This window comes from Romboutsia sp. MSSM.1001216sp_RTP31141st1_G3_RTP31141_220114, from assembly GCF_039031195.1.
Classification (GTDB): Bacteria; Bacillota; Clostridia; order Peptostreptococcales; family Peptostreptococcaceae; genus Romboutsia_C; species Romboutsia_C hominis.
The window spans coordinates 1-15,120 of the sequence record NZ_JBCIUO010000016.1; the positions used below are offsets into that span (position 1 = coordinate 1).

Consider the following 15,120-nt stretch of genomic DNA (forward strand, 5'->3'; position numbering starts at 1 on the left):
TGACCCATCCGCGACTCGAACGCGGGACACCCTGATTAAAAGTCAGGTGCTCTACCGACTGAGCTAATGGGTCATTTCCTTTTTTGCCTTTCGGCTTGTTCGTGTTTCTCTCACTCACAAATATTATTATATTAGGTTCATACACTTTCGTCAACACTTTTTTTACATTTTTTTATATTTTTTTACTTTTTTGTTTATTTTTCTCTCAACCTTAGTAAATAACAGGGGTTCATAAATTAATTTTTTATTAAAAAATACTTAATTTTAGATTTTTACCAATTATCTAATCTATATTTTTCTTAAATTAGGGTATAAATATTAATTTATAAGTAAGTATTCTAATTGTTTTTTATTCAGTAAAACTTTTTGTAGAATATATTTTTATAAGTATAAATAAAAATATATTTATCTCTAACTTAATTTTATATATTTTAATTTTTATATATAAAAAAGTGTAGTGGATATAATCCACTACACTTATATATATTAAGCAAATATATTTCTTCTTATTATAGTTTGAGCTCTGTTTGGTCCTACTGAAACCATATCTATGTTAACTCCAACTATTTCTTCTATTCTATCTATATATTTCTTAGCATTTTCTGGAAGATCTTCGTATCTTTCTATAGTTGTTAAATCTTCATTCCATCCATCTAATTCTTCATATACAGGTTCGCACTTAGCTAAATCTTCTAATGATGCTGGGAAATCTGTTATTATCTTGTCTCCCATTTTGTATCCTGTACATATATTTATTTTTTCGAATCCACTTAAAACATCTAATAACATGAATGATATACTAGTTAATCCGTTTACTCTTGCAGCATATTTAACTATTACAGCATCAAACCATCCACATCTTCTAGATCTTCCTGTTACTGTACCAAACTCATGACCTTGAATTCTTATTCTTTCTCCTATTTCATTATCTAATTCAGTAACAAATGGTCCTTCTCCAACTCTTGTAGTATATGCTTTTACTATACCTACAACATCTTTTATCATGTTTGGTCCAATACCTGCTCCTATAGAGAATCCTCCTGATGTTGGATGAGAAGATGTAACGTATGGGTACGTACCTAAGTCTAAGTCTAATAATGTTCCTTGTGCACCTTCGAATAATACTTTTTTACCAGCTTTTATAGCATCATATACTACAACTGAAGTATCTGCAACATTTTTTCTTATTTGCTCTGCATATCCTAAATACTCATTGTATATAGTTTCAAAGTCAAACATTGCTTCTTTTCCGTATACACCTTGAACTAATTTATTCTTAGCATCTATTTGTGCTTTTAATTTCTTAGCAAATATGTCTTTATCCATTAAGTCACATATTCTTATTCCTGATCTCTCAGTTTTATCCATGTAACAAGGTCCTATACCTTTTTTTGTAGTCCCTATTTTGTTATCTCCTCTAGCTTCTTCTGCTAGTGCATCTAATTCCTTGTGATATGGTAATACAACATGGGCTCTATCACTTACTTTTATGTTGCTAGTATCTATATTTTCTTTATTTAAAGTCTCTATCTCTTCTAAAAATCCTTTTGGATCAAACACTATACCATTTCCTATTACATTTATAGTGTTAGGATTTAATACTCCAGATGGTATTAGACGTAAAGCGAATTTTTTGCCATCTACAACTAATGTATGTCCGGCATTATTTCCACCTTGTCCTCTTACTACTACATCTGCTTGTGTAGCAAGGTAATCTATAACTTTACCTTTTCCTTCGTCTCCCCATTGAGATCCTACAATCGCTACTGTTTTCATATAACTCACCTCTACTATAGATTTTCGAACACTTTACCAATACATTTTATCAAACATTCGATACATTTTCAAACTTTTTTATTTACACTTTGAGTTTAATATGTATTTTTTTATATCTTCTAGGCTATTTAAACTCTTTATTATTCCTTCTGATTCTTCTATATTTTTTATAAATGTTCCTACTTCTTCTATTTTAGATACACCTAAAATTTCTTTATTTTCTCCAGACATTGTATCCATCATCATAATCTTATAATTAGATCCTTTTTTGCAGTAAAATACTAATGTCTCCTTTATATTATTATCAATTATTCTAAATAAATTTATTTCTTTGTTTATTTCTATTATTTTTGGATATATATATAATACATTTATATGCAACACATTTTTCCCCCATAAAAAATTTGTATTTATAAATATTAAGTTGTAAACAATAAAAGCAAGCTAATAGCTTGCTTTTTTTTGTACTTATTCACATTTATCAACAGGTTACATGTGGATAATGTGGATAAGTCTTTTTGTATTTTTCAACACTTATGATTTTTTTCCTACATTTATCCACATACTTTAACCAATTTTCAAAAAAACTTCTGTGGATATCTTGTTTACATATCCCTAGATTTATCCGCAAATTTTTGAACTTCACCAAGCCAAACTAGCTCTACTGCACCAGTTTCACCGTGTCTATTTTTAGCTATTATTACCTCTCCTATGTTCTTTTTTTCTGAATCTGGATGATAATATTCATCTCTATATAAAAACATTACTATATCTGCATCCTGCTCTATTGCTCCAGATTCTCTTAAATCTGATAGCATAGGTCTATGATCTGCTCTTTGTTCTGGTGCACGAGATAGCTGAGATAATGCTACTACCGGACAATTAAGTTCTTTTGCGATTATTTTTAAAGATCTTGATATTTTTGATATTTCTTGTTGTCTACTTTCATTATTACCTTCACCTTCCATAAGTTGAAGATAATCTATAAGTATTAAATCTAATCCCTGCTCTATTTTAAGTTTTCTACATTTTGATCTTAACTCAGATATTTTTATACCTGGAGTATCATCTATATATATCTTAGCATTAGATAAAACTGCCATAGAATCTATTATTCTAGGCCAGTCATTTTCTCCTAGCTTTCCTGTTTTTAATTTTTTAAGCTCTACACTAGATTGTGATGATAACATACGTTGAACTAACTGTTCTTTAGACATCTCTAAACTAAATACAGCTACAGATGCATCACCCTTTAGTGCTGCATTTTGAACAAGATTTAATGAAAATGCAGTTTTCCCCATAGCTGGACGAGCTGCTATTAGTATTAAATCTGTTCTCTGTAGTCCATTTATCTTTTTGTTTAAGTCTTTAAAACCAGTTGTTATTCCTGTTATCTCACTCTTTGATGTGTACAGATGTTCAATCATATCATAAGTATCCATTAGTACGCTATTTATAGATTTAAAATCATCACTAGCTTTTTCTTGAGATATATCAAATATCTGTTTTTCTGCTTTTTCTAATACATCTTCTATTTTCGAGGAACCTTCATATCCTAAGCTTATAATTTCATTAGATGCTTTTATAAGTTGTCTTAAAACTGATTTTTCCTTCACTATATCTGCATAATACTTTACATTAGATGTTGTAGGGACAATCGTTGATAAACTCGTTATATAACTTATGCCTCCTACATCATCTAAATGTCCTTCTTTTTTAAGTTCTTCTGTTAGGGTTATTAAGTCTATTGGTTCACCTTTATTACTTAACTTTATCATGCACTCATATATGATTTTGTGAGCTTCTTTGTAAAAGTCATTTGGCTTTATAGTTTCACTCACCGTTATCATTGCATCTTTATCAAGTAATATAGACCCTAATATAGACTGTTCTGATTCCACACTATGTGGAGGAATTCTAGTCATATCCTCCATTGTTTATCACCTCAAGTGTCTTTTCTATTGTTTCTCTTTTACATCTACTCTCATTTTAGTAGTTACTTTTTGATGTATCTTTATCTCAACGAATCTTGAACCTAAAGCTCTTATTGGTTCATCTAAGTGTATTTTTCTCTTATCTACTTCTATAGAATGTTGTTTTTTTATTTGTTCTGCTATATCTTTAGATGTTATTGATCCAAATAATCTTCCACCATCACCAGCTTTAGTATATATAACAACGTTTAATTCTTCCATTTTCTTTCCTAATTCTACTGCTGCTTCGTACTCTTTTTGAGCTTTTATCTCTTCAGATTTCTTCTTTTCACCTAATTCTTTTACTGCTGTATTATCTGCTACAACTGCTAATTTCTTTTTAAGTAAGAAGTTTCTTGCGTATCCATCACTTACTTCTTTTACTTCACCTTTTTTACCAGTTCCTTTAACGTCTTTTAATAAAATAACTTTCATCTATTTCTCCTCCTTTATGCATTCGTCAATTATATCTTGTACCATTGAATATGCAGTTTTTAATGAAACACCTTCTAATTGAGCACCTGCTATATCTTTGTGCCCTCCTCCGCCTAGTTTTTCCATAAGAACATGTACATTGGTTTCTCCTAATGATCTAGCACTTATGAATATTTTATCATCTTTTTTACCTAGAACAAATGATGCTTCAACTTCCTTTATATTTAATAATTCATCTGCTGCTTGTGCTATTACTATATTTATGTTATCTGCTACTCTTTCTGTATAAGCTAAACAGATTTTTCCATAAACTATCTTAGCACTTTGTATGATTTCAGCCTTAGTTATAAAATCACTTATGTCTGAGTTAAATAGCTTTTTGACTTCTACAGTATCTGCACCTACTTTTTTAAGATACGATGCAGCTTCAAATGTTCTTACCCCTGTTTTGAAGGCGAAGTTTTTAGTATCTAGAGTTATACCAGCTAATAAACCTTCTGCAGTTAATTTATTTATCTTTACATTATCTTCCATGTATTGGACTAGCTCAGTTACCATCTCACACGTAGATGATACGTATATTTCATGGAATAAAAGTACTGTATCATTTATAAATTCAACGCCTCTTCTGTGGTGGTCTATCACTACAATTTTGTCAGATATACCTAATAGTTCATTACATTCTGTAAAATTAGGTCTATGGGTATCAACAACTACCACAAGTGTATTTCTCGTGCAACTTCTTATAGCTTCTTCGCTATCTATAAATATTCCATCATAATAATCTGAAGATTCTATTCTATCTACAAATATATCTATTGATTCATTTGTACTATCTAGCACTATATTAGCATTTTTACCGCAAGATTTACATATATCATATATTCCAACTGCCGAACCCAGAGCATCCATATCAGGATATTTGTGTCCCATTATATATACATGATCACTTTCTAATATAATTTCTCTTAGTGCATGACCTATTAATCTTGATTTTACTTTTGTAGTTTTTTCTACTGCTTTAGATTTTCCACCGTAGAATACTGACTTATCTTTAGTTTTTATAACAGCTTGATCTCCACCTCTACCTAAAGCTAAATCAAGAGCTCCAGACGCCAATTTTAGATTTTCATTTATGGAATCTCCATCTACACCTATCCCCATACTTATAGTAACAGGTAATGTATTTCCATAGTCTATTTCTCTTATTTTATCTAGTACAGAAAACTTTTCACTTTCTAGTTTTTTAAGTTCTTTTTTGTTCATAACTAAGAAAAATTTATCTTTTGATGTTCTTTTTAATGCTGACTTAGATGCATTTTCTAAATTAGAAAGAATTCTTTCTATTTCAACGTTTATCATTGGTCTTTTATCCTCTGATGCACTTTTTAATACGTCATCATATCCATCAACCTGAATCAACATCATAGAATTTTTCTCATCTTCATGCTTTTGTTGTAAATTTAGATAATCTGTCTTATCTAACCAATATAACATCATTAGATATTTTGCATTTTTTTCTTGATCATTTTTTACAACATTGTATACTACAGTATAATCTCTGTCTTTATACTTTACATCTGTGTACATTTCTTTATTTTCATTTAAAACTTTTCTAAGATCTAGATTCTTTACTATATCATCAATGTTTTCACCTAATAAATCTTGTGTTTCCGTCATCTGATGGAATTTATTATTGTACCAAGATATTTTTCCATCAAATTCTAATATACAAAGTGGAATAGGTAAATTCATTATTGCTTTTTTTGTTGTTTCATCTATATCTAAAGATAGATTTTGAATGTAATTATTCCATTCCTTCCTTCTAATATTAGTAGTTTTCCAGTTGTGGAAAACTATATATAAGAAAATAAGGAAAAATAAGCAACCTACATAAAAATCATATAAAAGTAGTGCTGTACTTGCTACACCTATAATTAATATGTATATATTATTTTCTGGCATATTAATTTTCAAGGCTGGTTTGTTCCTCATTACTTCCCTCCTTACGCAGATTTATAGCTTCTTACCTTTCTAAAATCTATTACACTATCTAACATCCCTAAGAAAGATATACCCATAAATCCGAATATATATAGGATTAATCCTGATATAAGTATATTTTTTATTTGACTAGCTTTAAACCAATTTCTTAGGTAATATACAGAAACTGCTATTCCCTGAGCCATAAACATAAAATTAAAAACTAGTTGAAGATTCATTATGATTAAATCACCATGAAAATTTAAGCCTAACATATCAATTAAGAAAACTAGTATGTATAGCATAAGTGACACCATTACTGGATTTCCCGGTAAATAAAAATCTCTAAATTTAGGCATTTCTAAATTTACCATTCTTATTCTTTTTAATATAAATGCCTCAATGTAGTACGTAACAAATGCTAATATTATCCCCTGTAAAAATAGCATTGTAGGTAAAAGATTTTGTGCAAAGGTGATTACATCTTCTACTTTTAATCCACTACTTACATCCACACCTGCATCACCTAAAATTTGAAGCTGAACACTTACAGCTTCCTTCATACCATTCATAAAGTTATCTAATAAATTAGTTTTGAACACCATATTTGCTATAGTATAGAAAATTATAGTTGAAATTATAACTATAATTGTACCTGCATATATAGGTTCAAACTTATTTTCTTGACCTTTTTTTATGTTTTGTCTTGCAACACTACCTATAACTATCCCAGGAAGTACACTCATAATACTAATACTTACAGCATATGTTATATCTACACCAAATATAAGTATTAAAAAAGTAACTATCAAAGATAATATTGAGTTCTTATTGTTACCTATAGTTCCTATTATTGCATAAGGTACTGGTATTAAGAAACTTAGCACACTTAATATAGGCACATATGCTGTTACTAGAGCTAATAATATTCCCAGCGTAACTATCATCGATACTTGTGATAGTTTTACTTTATTATTCAAATTAGATTCACTCCTTATTATCTATATGTTTTTTGAGTTCAGATAACTCACCATACCATCTTTCTATACTATGATTCTCATTTATTCCTAGTTTTATCTTTTCTTTTATTTTATAATCCATTTCGTTAAAACTAATTCCCAATCTTTTTGCTAAAAGGTATGTTATCATTATAATATTTGCTAAAGTATCTTGTAATGCCTCATCTAAAGGCTTTACTCCTTTAAACATTAAGTTGAACAAATCCCCTACGCTCATTAACAACTCTGTTTTCATCCATTCCATTATTTTAACGTTTCTTGCTATATCGGAATTCCTATCTAATCTCACAGTTGCCCCCTCCTTAATATATAAATATTATATCATAAATCATAGTAGATTTAACTAGAATAACAAAAAAACGAGCCATAAGGCTCGTCCTTCTTATTCTACAGTGTATGGTAAAAGTGCTATGTTTCTAGCTCTCTTTATAGCAACTGTTAATTCTCTTTGATGCTTAGCGCATGTTCCAGATATTCTTCTTGGTAATATTTTACCTCTCTCAGTTACATATTTTTGTAATCTTTGAGTGTTTTTGTAATCTATCTTAACGTCTTTTGAAGCACAGAATTGACAAACTCTTCTCTTCTTACGTCTCTTCTTGTTTATCATAACATTTCCCTCCTTTTTAGAATGGTATATCGTCGTCATCTATAGCTTGGAAACCTTGAGGGTCTAATCCTTGTGGTTCGAACGTAGGCTCGAAACTAGGTTCAAATCCTGTTTGACTTCCTTTATTATACGAATTTTCCGATTTATTTCTACTATCTAAGAACTGTACTCTGTTAGCATTAACTCTAAACGCTCTTCTGTTTTCTCCAGCTTGGTTTTGATATACATCCACTCTTATTGAGCCTTGTACAGCTACTAAACTTCCTTTACCGATATAGTTAGCGCAATTCTCTGCAGATTTACCCCAAACTTGTATATCTATAAAATCAGTTTCTCTCTTACCATCTTTGCCTGAGAATTCTCTATCAATAGCTATTGAGAAATTAGCAACAGGAGTTCCACTTCCTGCGATGTATCTTAACTCTGGGTCTCTTGTTAATCTACCCACTAAAACAACATGGTTCATAATAACACCGCCTTTTACATAATAAAACTAGTCATTAAGCAGCAACTATCATGTGTCTTATTACGTTTTCGTTTATCTTTAAGTTTCTATCTAATTCTTTTGGTAATTCAACACCAGCACTGAAGTTTACTAATACATAGTGACCTTCGTTGAACTTAGCTATTGGGTAAGCTAATTTTCTAGTTCCCCATACATCAACGTTAGCTACTTCACCATCAGTAGATATAACTTCCTTAACTTTGTTAAGTACAGCTTCTCTAGTTTCTTCATCAGCATTTGGCTTTACTACGAAAACTAATTCATAATTTCTCATTATCTTTTCACCTCCCTTTGGACTTAACGGCTCTACTTCGTAGAGCAGAGAAATGAGATTCAAATCTCATACTTACACATTTTATCATTACTAAAGATAATTGTCAATTTATATTTCCTCATATATTATGGTAAATTTTTTTGTTTTTAATACGTATATATTAAATTATGATGGATAATACTATTTATATATAGCCCCCATAACTTAAATATATTTCATCCCAATCTCCCATAAAAAAGAGTGACCGCAGGTCACTCTTTTTTTATGCTATCTATGCGTTTGCTTCTACTTCCATATGTTTCTTTAAAACTTTACCTAATCTCTTGATTCCCTCAACTATTTTCTCATCTGTAGATGTTGAGTAATTTAATCTAAAACAATTTTCTTTTCCACCATTAGGGAAGAATGATCCCCCTGGAACATATGCAACATTATTTGCTATACAATCTTCCATTATAACTCTTGAGTCTAAATGTTTTGGTAGTTCTACCCATGTGAATAGCCCACCTTCTGGATGAGTATACTCTAAACCTTCTGGGAATTCTTCTTTAATAGTTTTTAACATAAGGTCTCTACGTCTTTTATAAACCTCTTTTAATTTTTCAACATGTTTATCTAAATCATATAATTCTATGTATTTACTAACTTCTCTTTGAGATATACTAGATGCTTGTAGGTCTGCTCCTTGTTTGACGAATATAAATTTGCTTAATATTTCATGAGATGCGCATGTCCAGCCTATTCTATATCCTGGACAGAATATTTTTGAAAAGCTTCCTAAATATATTACCAATCCTTTGTTATCCATTGATTTTAAAGATGGTAATGTATCACCTTCGAATCTTAATTCACCGTATGGGTTATCCTCTATTACTGGTATTTCATATTTATTTATAATTTCCATGAACTTTTTACGTCTTTCCATTGGCCAAGTTCTTCCTGTTGGGTTTTGGAAATCTGGTATTACATATATCATTTTCACTCTATCAGTTGTTTCTAATATTTTTTCTAACTCTTCCATTATCATTCCATCTTTATCTGTTGGAACTTCTATGAATTTTGGTAAATATGCTTTAAAAGCATTTAATGCTCCTAAATAAGATGGACTTTCACATAAAACTACGTCACCTTCGTCTAAGAAAACTTTCCCTGCAAAGTCTAATCCTTGTTGTGAACCATTAGTTATTAATATATCATCCTTTGTTACATTAGTTTTAGCTTTACTATTCATTCTATCAGCTATATGTTCTCTTAAAGGAGTATAACCTTCAGTTGTAGAGTATTGAAGAGCTGATCTTCCATCCTCTTCTAAAACCATAGTCGAAATCTTTTTCATTTCCTCTATTGGGAATAATTCTGGAGCAGGTAATCCTCCAGCGAAAGATATAACTTCTGGTTTTTCCGTCAACTTTAAAAGCTCACGTATTTCTGATCCTTTTAATCCTGCCATTCTCTTTGCAAATTTAACTGCCATAATTAAAGCACCCCCTGAAATTGTTTACCCTGTACTTTAATTATAGCAATGCCAAATTTGATTCGATACTCTCTTTGAAATTTTCTGAATTTTCTATTTTATCCTTTAGTAATTATCTTTTTTACTCTTTTTTCAAAAGTTTCTCTGTCTAGCATTATTTCTCTAGAGCATTTAGTGCATTTTATCTTTACATCCATACCAACTCTAGTTATTTCAAATTCTTTATTTCCACAAGGATGTTGTTTTTTCATTTCAACAACATCTCCTATCTTAATACTTATAGGCATTTAAAATCACTCCTTTTAAACTATCTCTGTTGCTTCTTTTTTACCATTTTCTAATTTAGTTATTTTATATATCCCCTTATATTCTACATCGCTTTCTCTTAAAGTTTCTTTTACCTTTTCTATATCATTGTATAAGAATCTTATTGAAATCCCACAGCTAGCCGTTATCTCTCTTGGTGTAGGCAGTGTTGTACATACTATTTCCTTTTCTTTTAATAACTTCTCTGTTCTTATTGCATGATGTGTTGAGTTAAATGATACTATATACATTTCATTCATTGTTTTTCCTCTTTCTAATCTAGTTATTATAGATATTATTTTATATAAATAAGGCTACATATACAATATGTAACCTTATTATGTCCATTATATAGATATAGTTTGTAGTGAGTTGTTCATTACTTCTACAATATTATACATATTAGTAACTGTACCTACTTTTAATGATTCTTTTAAGTTGTAATAATCTAAACATGTACCACAAGATAGTATTTCAACTCCATTATTTTCTAGTATTTTTAAGTTTTCTACTGTAGCTTCATTTACTGTTGTAAGTTTTACTCCTGAATTAACAAATACTATGTGCTTTGGATATGGCTTAGTTTCTGTCAAAGTATATATATATCCTTTTATAAGAACTTCTCCTAGTTCATCATTTCCTTGTCCCATTTTATCTGAAGATATAAATATACACTTATTATCTAAATCAACCTTCGTATCTTCTTCTATTTTTACATTTTCACCTTTTATTATTTCTACTACTATTAAATCTCCTTCTTCTCTTAAAACACTACTTTCGCAATTAGATGACTTTGATAGTTTTATTATATTTTCTTTTGCCATTGTATTGTCTACTGTGACTCTTATAACTCCATTTTCTAATTTATCTAATTCTTTCTTTGTATTTATTACTGGTTTTGGACAAGCTAGTCCTCTTGCATCTATTTCTATTAACATAATATCCTCTCCTTACGTATTCCTTAAAATAATTCTATCACATATGTAAATTTAAACGTTATAGATTATTTCTATACAATTACTTATCAGATTAATTTTAATTATAAGAAATTTATTTCTTTGATTTTATTTAAATAGACGGTAAATTTTCAAATTGATTCTCTTGTAATCTAACTTCAAAATAAATATATTATAAATCTTCTAAAAATAAAACAGATATAGCGTATGCTATATCTGTTTTATTTTTCTATATTATTTCTAAATTTTTATATAAAGCTACCCCTTTGTGGTAGTACTCTAATTCTTTTTCTTTTGATATATTTGAATATAATTCTCCTAATTCAATATATAATTCAGCTAAAGTTTTAGTATCTCCTAATTCAGATACTATATTTGCACACTTATATAGATATTCTATCGCTGATGTATTTTCATTTTGTGCTTTGTGTATCTTAGAATACAACTTTAAAGCTTTATATTCATTACACTTATTTTTTGATTTTATAGCTAATGCTAGTGCTACTTTACAATACTTTTTAGCTTCTTCAAAATCTTTATTTTCAATATATGCATCTACTATTTTAGATAAACTCTTTATAGTTATCTTGTCTTCACTATTTTTATTTATATCATAGGCTTTTTGAGAATACTCTAAAACCTTATCTATATTTCCTAGGTTTTTATATATATCAGATATTCTCAGATAAACATTTGCTATTCCTGATTTATTTTCTTCTTCCTCCAATAACTCTAATGCCCTTTTAAAACATTCCTTAGAATCATCATACTTTCCAACTTTTAAGAAATTATTGGCCTTTAATAACAACATATCTATTTCATCTTTTATATTGTTTTGCATCTCTATATCACTAATCTTATTTATATAGTATAAAGACTTTTCAGAGTCATTTAACTTCATGTAAGAGTATGCCATATTACTATATAAATCTTTATGAATATCCATATCCTCGATTTGACCTTCTATTAGTAAGTCCTCTGCAAATCTTAGATGTGTTATAGCACCTTTAAAAAATGCTTCTTGTATATATACCTTTCCTATATTCAAATAACATCTAAATATATTTTCTTTATCATTATCTTTTATGAAATAATACAAAGCTTTTTCTAAATTTCCAACTACAAGATTATAGTCTTCTTTTTTTATATTTATCGTTCCTAATAAAAAATTGCATTTTGCATAATTATCTATTAAATTATAAATTTTACATATATTTAAAATTTCATTTATTAATTCTTCCGCTTTTTCAAGTTCTCCTCTTTTTATATGAATTTCACTTTGAAGAATTAAGTTATCTGTTATCCTTCTAGATTGCATTTCTTTAGTTTCTAGTAAATAGTCTACACTTACTTCTAACTTTTGTGATAAGTAATCTAATAACTCATGACTTGTATGAGACTTATCTCTCTCTATATGGCTTATTTGAGCTGCTGTTATTCTATCTCCAGCTAACTCTTTTAATGTCATATTTTTTTCTTTTCTCAGTTTCTTAATTTTCTCTCCTAAGCTTAGAATGTCCATACTAAAATTCCCCCTTGAAACCATTTTCTTATAAGATGATTATAACTTAAATTTATATTAAAAACACTATGTATTTTGTAATATTTTACCTATTTATGTAGGTTTAATCAAATTTATTTTTAGTTTTTTGTTAATATAAATCAAATTTAACTTTTATTTCAATTTATATATTTTAAAATTTACCTATATACTTCCATAAAAAAAGATGTCTTAAAATAATTATTTTAAGACATCCTCATTTTTATCTTTTAGTTATTTTTAGAAATTTCTTTTAAAGCCTCTACAGCTTTATCTATTTCTTCTTTAGTATTGAAGTACCCTAAGCTAAATCTAACTGCACCTTGCTCTAGGGTTCCTAAAGTTTTATGAGCTAATGGAGCGCAGTGTATACCAGATCTAGTGGCTATATCATATTCACTATCTAGTATAAAAGTTATTTCTCCAGAATCCATATCTCCAATATTTATCGCTATAACTGCTGCTCTTTTTTTACTATCTTTAGTTCCATATATCTTTATATTAGGAATTTCTTCTAATTTATCTAACATATACTGACATAATTCTTCTTCATGTAGTCTTATATCATCTATACCTTTTTCTAATATAAACTTTACTCCTTCATTTAATCCTGCTATGCCAGGAGTATTGTGTGTTCCAGATTCATATCTATCAGGAACTATTTCGGGTTGGAATAAATCTTCTGATTTACTTCCTGTTCCACCTTCTTTTAAAATATCTACACTAAGACCTTCTCTTATATATAAGATACCTGTTCCTTGAGGTCCAAGCAAGCATTTATGGCCTGGAGCTGCTATCATATCTACATTCATATCTTTTACATCAATAGAATACACTCCCGCTGTTTGTGATGCATCTACTAAGTATAATATATTATTTTCTTTAGCTATCTCCCCTACGGCTTTTATATCTACTAAAGTTCCTACTACATTTGATGCATGAGTAGTTACTATTAATTTTGTATTTGGTTTTATTGCATTTTTTATATCATTTACGTCTAAGAAACCTTCTTTATCACAGTTAACTATTGTATTTGAAATTCCTCTTGCTTCTAGGGATTTTATTGGTCTTATTACAGAATTATGCTCCATACTTGTTGTTATTATATGGTCGCCTTCTTTTACAACACCTTTTATAGCTAAATTTAATGAATCAGTAGCATTATTTGTAAATATTATATTCATAGGGTTATCTATATTAAATAACTTTGCTATATTTTCTCTTGCGTCATAAATCTCTCTTGCTGCCCTCATAGCCATTTTATGTCCAGCTCTTCCTGGATTAGCACAGTAGTTTTTCATACAATCCATTATAGAATCATAAACTTGCTCTGGTTTAGGGTATGTAGTTGCAGCATTGTCTAAGTAAATCATATAAGTTTCCTCACTTTACATTAATTATCTTCAAGCATCATTGATAAAATATTATTTAATTCTTCATCATTATAATATTCTATCTCTATTTTTCCCTTTTTCTTCCCTTTTGATATATTTACTTTTGTTCCAAATATATTCATAAGTTTTTCTTCTACATCAACTATAAATATATCCTTCTCTTTTATTTTCTTTGGTACTTCTTTTGTATTATTTTCTGCAATAGTTTTAACTAAATTTTCAGTTGCTCTAACTGAAAGCTCTTCTTCTATAACTCTCTTTGCTAGTTCTTCTTGTAATTCTTTATCTGATATTCTAAGTAATGCCTTACCATGACCAGCTGTCATTTGACCACTTTCTATCATCTTCATTACTGCTTCACCAAGATTTAATAACCTTAAAGTATTTGTTATATGTGGTCTACTCTTTCCTACTGCTTCTGATATTTCTTCTTGAGTAACTTTATAGTGATCTATTAATCCTTTATAGGCTAAAGCTTCTTCAATAGAGTTTAAATCTTCTCTTTGTAAGTTCTCTATCAAAGCTATCTCCATTATATCTTTCATTGGTATATCTTTAATAACAACAGGAACTTCTTTTAATTTTGCCATCTTAGATGCTCTGTATCTTCTTTCTCCTGCTATTATCATATATTTGCCATTTTTATCTGGCTTTACTACTATTGGTTGTAATACTCCATAGTTTTTTATAGATTCTGATAATACTTGTATTTTCTCTTCATCAAACACTTTTCTTGGCTGAGTTTCATTAGGATATATATTCTTTAATTCTATACTTATTATATCTTTGCTATCTATTCCTTCTTTAATTTCTGGAATTAAGGCACTAAGACCTCTTCCTAATCTATTTGTTCTTTTAGACGATTTTTTTTCCAT

General features: G+C 29.0%; 17 protein-coding genes and 1 tRNA gene. All 18 read right to left on the reverse strand.

Annotated elements, in window-relative coordinates:
• Positions 1 to 73, reverse strand: a tRNA-Lys gene (locus ABCP60_RS13780).
• Between the two features lie 413 nt (positions 74 to 486).
• Positions 487 to 1,776, reverse strand: a complete 1,290-nt coding sequence (locus ABCP60_RS13785; protein ID WP_092921651.1) for an adenylosuccinate synthase — start codon at positions 1,774 to 1,776, stop codon at positions 487 to 489.
• Between the two features lie 78 nt (positions 1,777 to 1,854).
• Positions 1,855 to 2,160: a hypothetical protein gene (locus ABCP60_RS13790; RefSeq protein WP_166506163.1), complete on the reverse strand. Its 306-nt coding sequence runs from the start codon at positions 2,158 to 2,160 to the stop codon at positions 1,855 to 1,857.
• A gap of 221 nt (positions 2,161 to 2,381) precedes the next feature.
• Complete coding sequence (gene dnaB, locus ABCP60_RS13795) at positions 2,382 to 3,710, reverse strand: replicative DNA helicase (protein ID WP_092921655.1); 1,329 nt, start codon at positions 3,708 to 3,710, stop codon at positions 2,382 to 2,384.
• Positions 3,711 to 3,734: 24 nt separating this feature from the next.
• Positions 3,735 to 4,184, reverse strand: a complete 450-nt coding sequence (gene rplI, locus ABCP60_RS13800; RefSeq protein ID WP_092921657.1) for a 50S ribosomal protein L9 — start codon at positions 4,182 to 4,184, stop codon at positions 3,735 to 3,737.
• Positions 4,185 to 6,179, reverse strand: a complete 1,995-nt coding sequence (locus ABCP60_RS13805) for a DHH family phosphoesterase (protein WP_092921659.1) — start codon at positions 6,177 to 6,179, stop codon at positions 4,185 to 4,187.
• 11 nt (positions 6,180 to 6,190) lie between these two features.
• Positions 6,191 to 7,147, reverse strand: coding sequence for a DUF2232 domain-containing protein (locus ABCP60_RS13810; RefSeq protein ID WP_195238415.1), 957 nt, complete (start codon positions 7,145 to 7,147; stop codon positions 6,191 to 6,193).
• Positions 7,148 to 7,154: 7 nt separating this feature from the next.
• Positions 7,155 to 7,475, reverse strand: coding sequence for a MazG-like family protein (locus ABCP60_RS13815; protein WP_092921663.1), 321 nt, complete (start codon positions 7,473 to 7,475; stop codon positions 7,155 to 7,157).
• A 93-nt stretch (positions 7,476 to 7,568) separates the two neighbouring features.
• Complete coding sequence (rpsR, locus tag ABCP60_RS13820) at positions 7,569 to 7,796, reverse strand: 30S ribosomal protein S18 (protein WP_092921665.1); 228 nt, start codon at positions 7,794 to 7,796, stop codon at positions 7,569 to 7,571.
• Between the two features lie 16 nt (positions 7,797 to 7,812).
• On the reverse strand, positions 7,813 to 8,262 hold the full coding sequence (ssb, locus tag ABCP60_RS13825) for a single-stranded DNA-binding protein (RefSeq protein WP_092921667.1): 450 nt from the start codon (positions 8,260 to 8,262) through the stop codon (positions 7,813 to 7,815).
• 34 nt (positions 8,263 to 8,296) lie between these two features.
• On the reverse strand, positions 8,297 to 8,575 hold the full coding sequence (rpsF, locus tag ABCP60_RS13830; protein ID WP_092921669.1) for a 30S ribosomal protein S6: 279 nt from the start codon (positions 8,573 to 8,575) through the stop codon (positions 8,297 to 8,299).
• Between the two features lie 271 nt (positions 8,576 to 8,846).
• The gene (locus tag ABCP60_RS13835; protein WP_092921671.1) at positions 8,847 to 10,049 is read right to left on the reverse strand and encodes a PLP-dependent aminotransferase family protein; all 1,203 of its coding nucleotides are present in this window, start codon (positions 10,047 to 10,049) and stop codon (positions 8,847 to 8,849) included.
• A 98-nt stretch (positions 10,050 to 10,147) separates the two neighbouring features.
• The gene (locus tag ABCP60_RS13840; RefSeq protein WP_092921673.1) at positions 10,148 to 10,336 is read right to left on the reverse strand and encodes a DUF951 domain-containing protein; all 189 of its coding nucleotides are present in this window, start codon (positions 10,334 to 10,336) and stop codon (positions 10,148 to 10,150) included.
• Between the two features lie 15 nt (positions 10,337 to 10,351).
• The gene (locus tag ABCP60_RS13845) at positions 10,352 to 10,615 is read right to left on the reverse strand and encodes a DUF3343 domain-containing protein (RefSeq protein ID WP_195238419.1); all 264 of its coding nucleotides are present in this window, start codon (positions 10,613 to 10,615) and stop codon (positions 10,352 to 10,354) included.
• An 87-nt stretch (positions 10,616 to 10,702) separates the two neighbouring features.
• The gene (gene yedF / locus ABCP60_RS13850) at positions 10,703 to 11,293 is read right to left on the reverse strand and encodes a sulfurtransferase-like selenium metabolism protein YedF (protein ID WP_343101929.1); all 591 of its coding nucleotides are present in this window, start codon (positions 11,291 to 11,293) and stop codon (positions 10,703 to 10,705) included.
• 247 nt (positions 11,294 to 11,540) lie between these two features.
• The gene (locus ABCP60_RS13855) at positions 11,541 to 12,833 is read right to left on the reverse strand and encodes a helix-turn-helix domain-containing protein (RefSeq protein ID WP_092921679.1); all 1,293 of its coding nucleotides are present in this window, start codon (positions 12,831 to 12,833) and stop codon (positions 11,541 to 11,543) included.
• Between the two features lie 248 nt (positions 12,834 to 13,081).
• Positions 13,082 to 14,224 (reverse strand): aminotransferase class V-fold PLP-dependent enzyme, encoded by a 1,143-nt coding sequence (locus ABCP60_RS13860; RefSeq protein ID WP_195238423.1) that lies wholly within the window; start codon positions 14,222 to 14,224, stop codon positions 13,082 to 13,084.
• A gap of 20 nt (positions 14,225 to 14,244) precedes the next feature.
• Positions 14,245 to 15,120 (reverse strand): ParB/RepB/Spo0J family partition protein, encoded by an 876-nt coding sequence (locus ABCP60_RS13865; protein ID WP_195238424.1) that lies wholly within the window; start codon positions 15,118 to 15,120, stop codon positions 14,245 to 14,247.

What these genes read in the sequence shown, in the direction of transcription:
- ABCP60_RS13785 (WP_092921651.1), bottom strand. Translation starts at nt 1,776, where the DNA reads ATGAAAACAGTAGCGATTGTAGGATCTCAATGGGGAGACGAAGGAAAA.
- dnaB (WP_092921655.1), bottom strand. Translation starts at nt 3,710, where the DNA reads ATGGAGGATATGACTAGAATTCCTCCACATAGTGTGGAATCAGAACAG.
- rplI (WP_092921657.1), bottom strand. Translation starts at nt 4,184, where the DNA reads ATGAAAGTTATTTTATTAAAAGACGTTAAAGGAACTGGTAAAAAAGGT.
- ABCP60_RS13805 (WP_092921659.1), bottom strand. Translation starts at nt 6,179, where the DNA reads ATGAGGAACAAACCAGCCTTGAAAATTAATATGCCAGAAAATAATATA.
- rpsR (WP_092921665.1), bottom strand. Translation starts at nt 7,796, where the DNA reads ATGATAAACAAGAAGAGACGTAAGAAGAGAAGAGTTTGTCAATTCTGT.
- ssb (WP_092921667.1), bottom strand. Translation starts at nt 8,262, where the DNA reads ATGAACCATGTTGTTTTAGTGGGTAGATTAACAAGAGACCCAGAGTTA.
- rpsF (WP_092921669.1), bottom strand. Translation starts at nt 8,575, where the DNA reads ATGAGAAATTATGAATTAGTTTTCGTAGTAAAGCCAAATGCTGATGAA.
- ABCP60_RS13835 (WP_092921671.1), bottom strand. Translation starts at nt 10,049, where the DNA reads ATGGCAGTTAAATTTGCAAAGAGAATGGCAGGATTAAAAGGATCAGAA.
- ABCP60_RS13840 (WP_092921673.1), bottom strand. Translation starts at nt 10,336, where the DNA reads ATGCCTATAAGTATTAAGATAGGAGATGTTGTTGAAATGAAAAAACAA.
- ABCP60_RS13845 (WP_195238419.1), bottom strand. Translation starts at nt 10,615, where the DNA reads ATGAATGAAATGTATATAGTATCATTTAACTCAACACATCATGCAATA.
- yedF (WP_343101929.1), bottom strand. Translation starts at nt 11,293, where the DNA reads ATGTTAATAGAAATAGATGCAAGAGGACTAGCTTGTCCAAAACCAGTA.
- ABCP60_RS13855 (WP_092921679.1), bottom strand. Translation starts at nt 12,833, where the DNA reads ATGGACATTCTAAGCTTAGGAGAGAAAATTAAGAAACTGAGAAAAGAA.
- ABCP60_RS13860 (WP_195238423.1), bottom strand. Translation starts at nt 14,224, where the DNA reads ATGATTTACTTAGACAATGCTGCAACTACATACCCTAAACCAGAGCAA.
- ABCP60_RS13865 (WP_195238424.1), bottom strand. Translation starts at nt 15,120, where the DNA reads ATGGAAAAAAAATCGTCTAAAAGAACAAATAGATTAGGAAGAGGTCTT.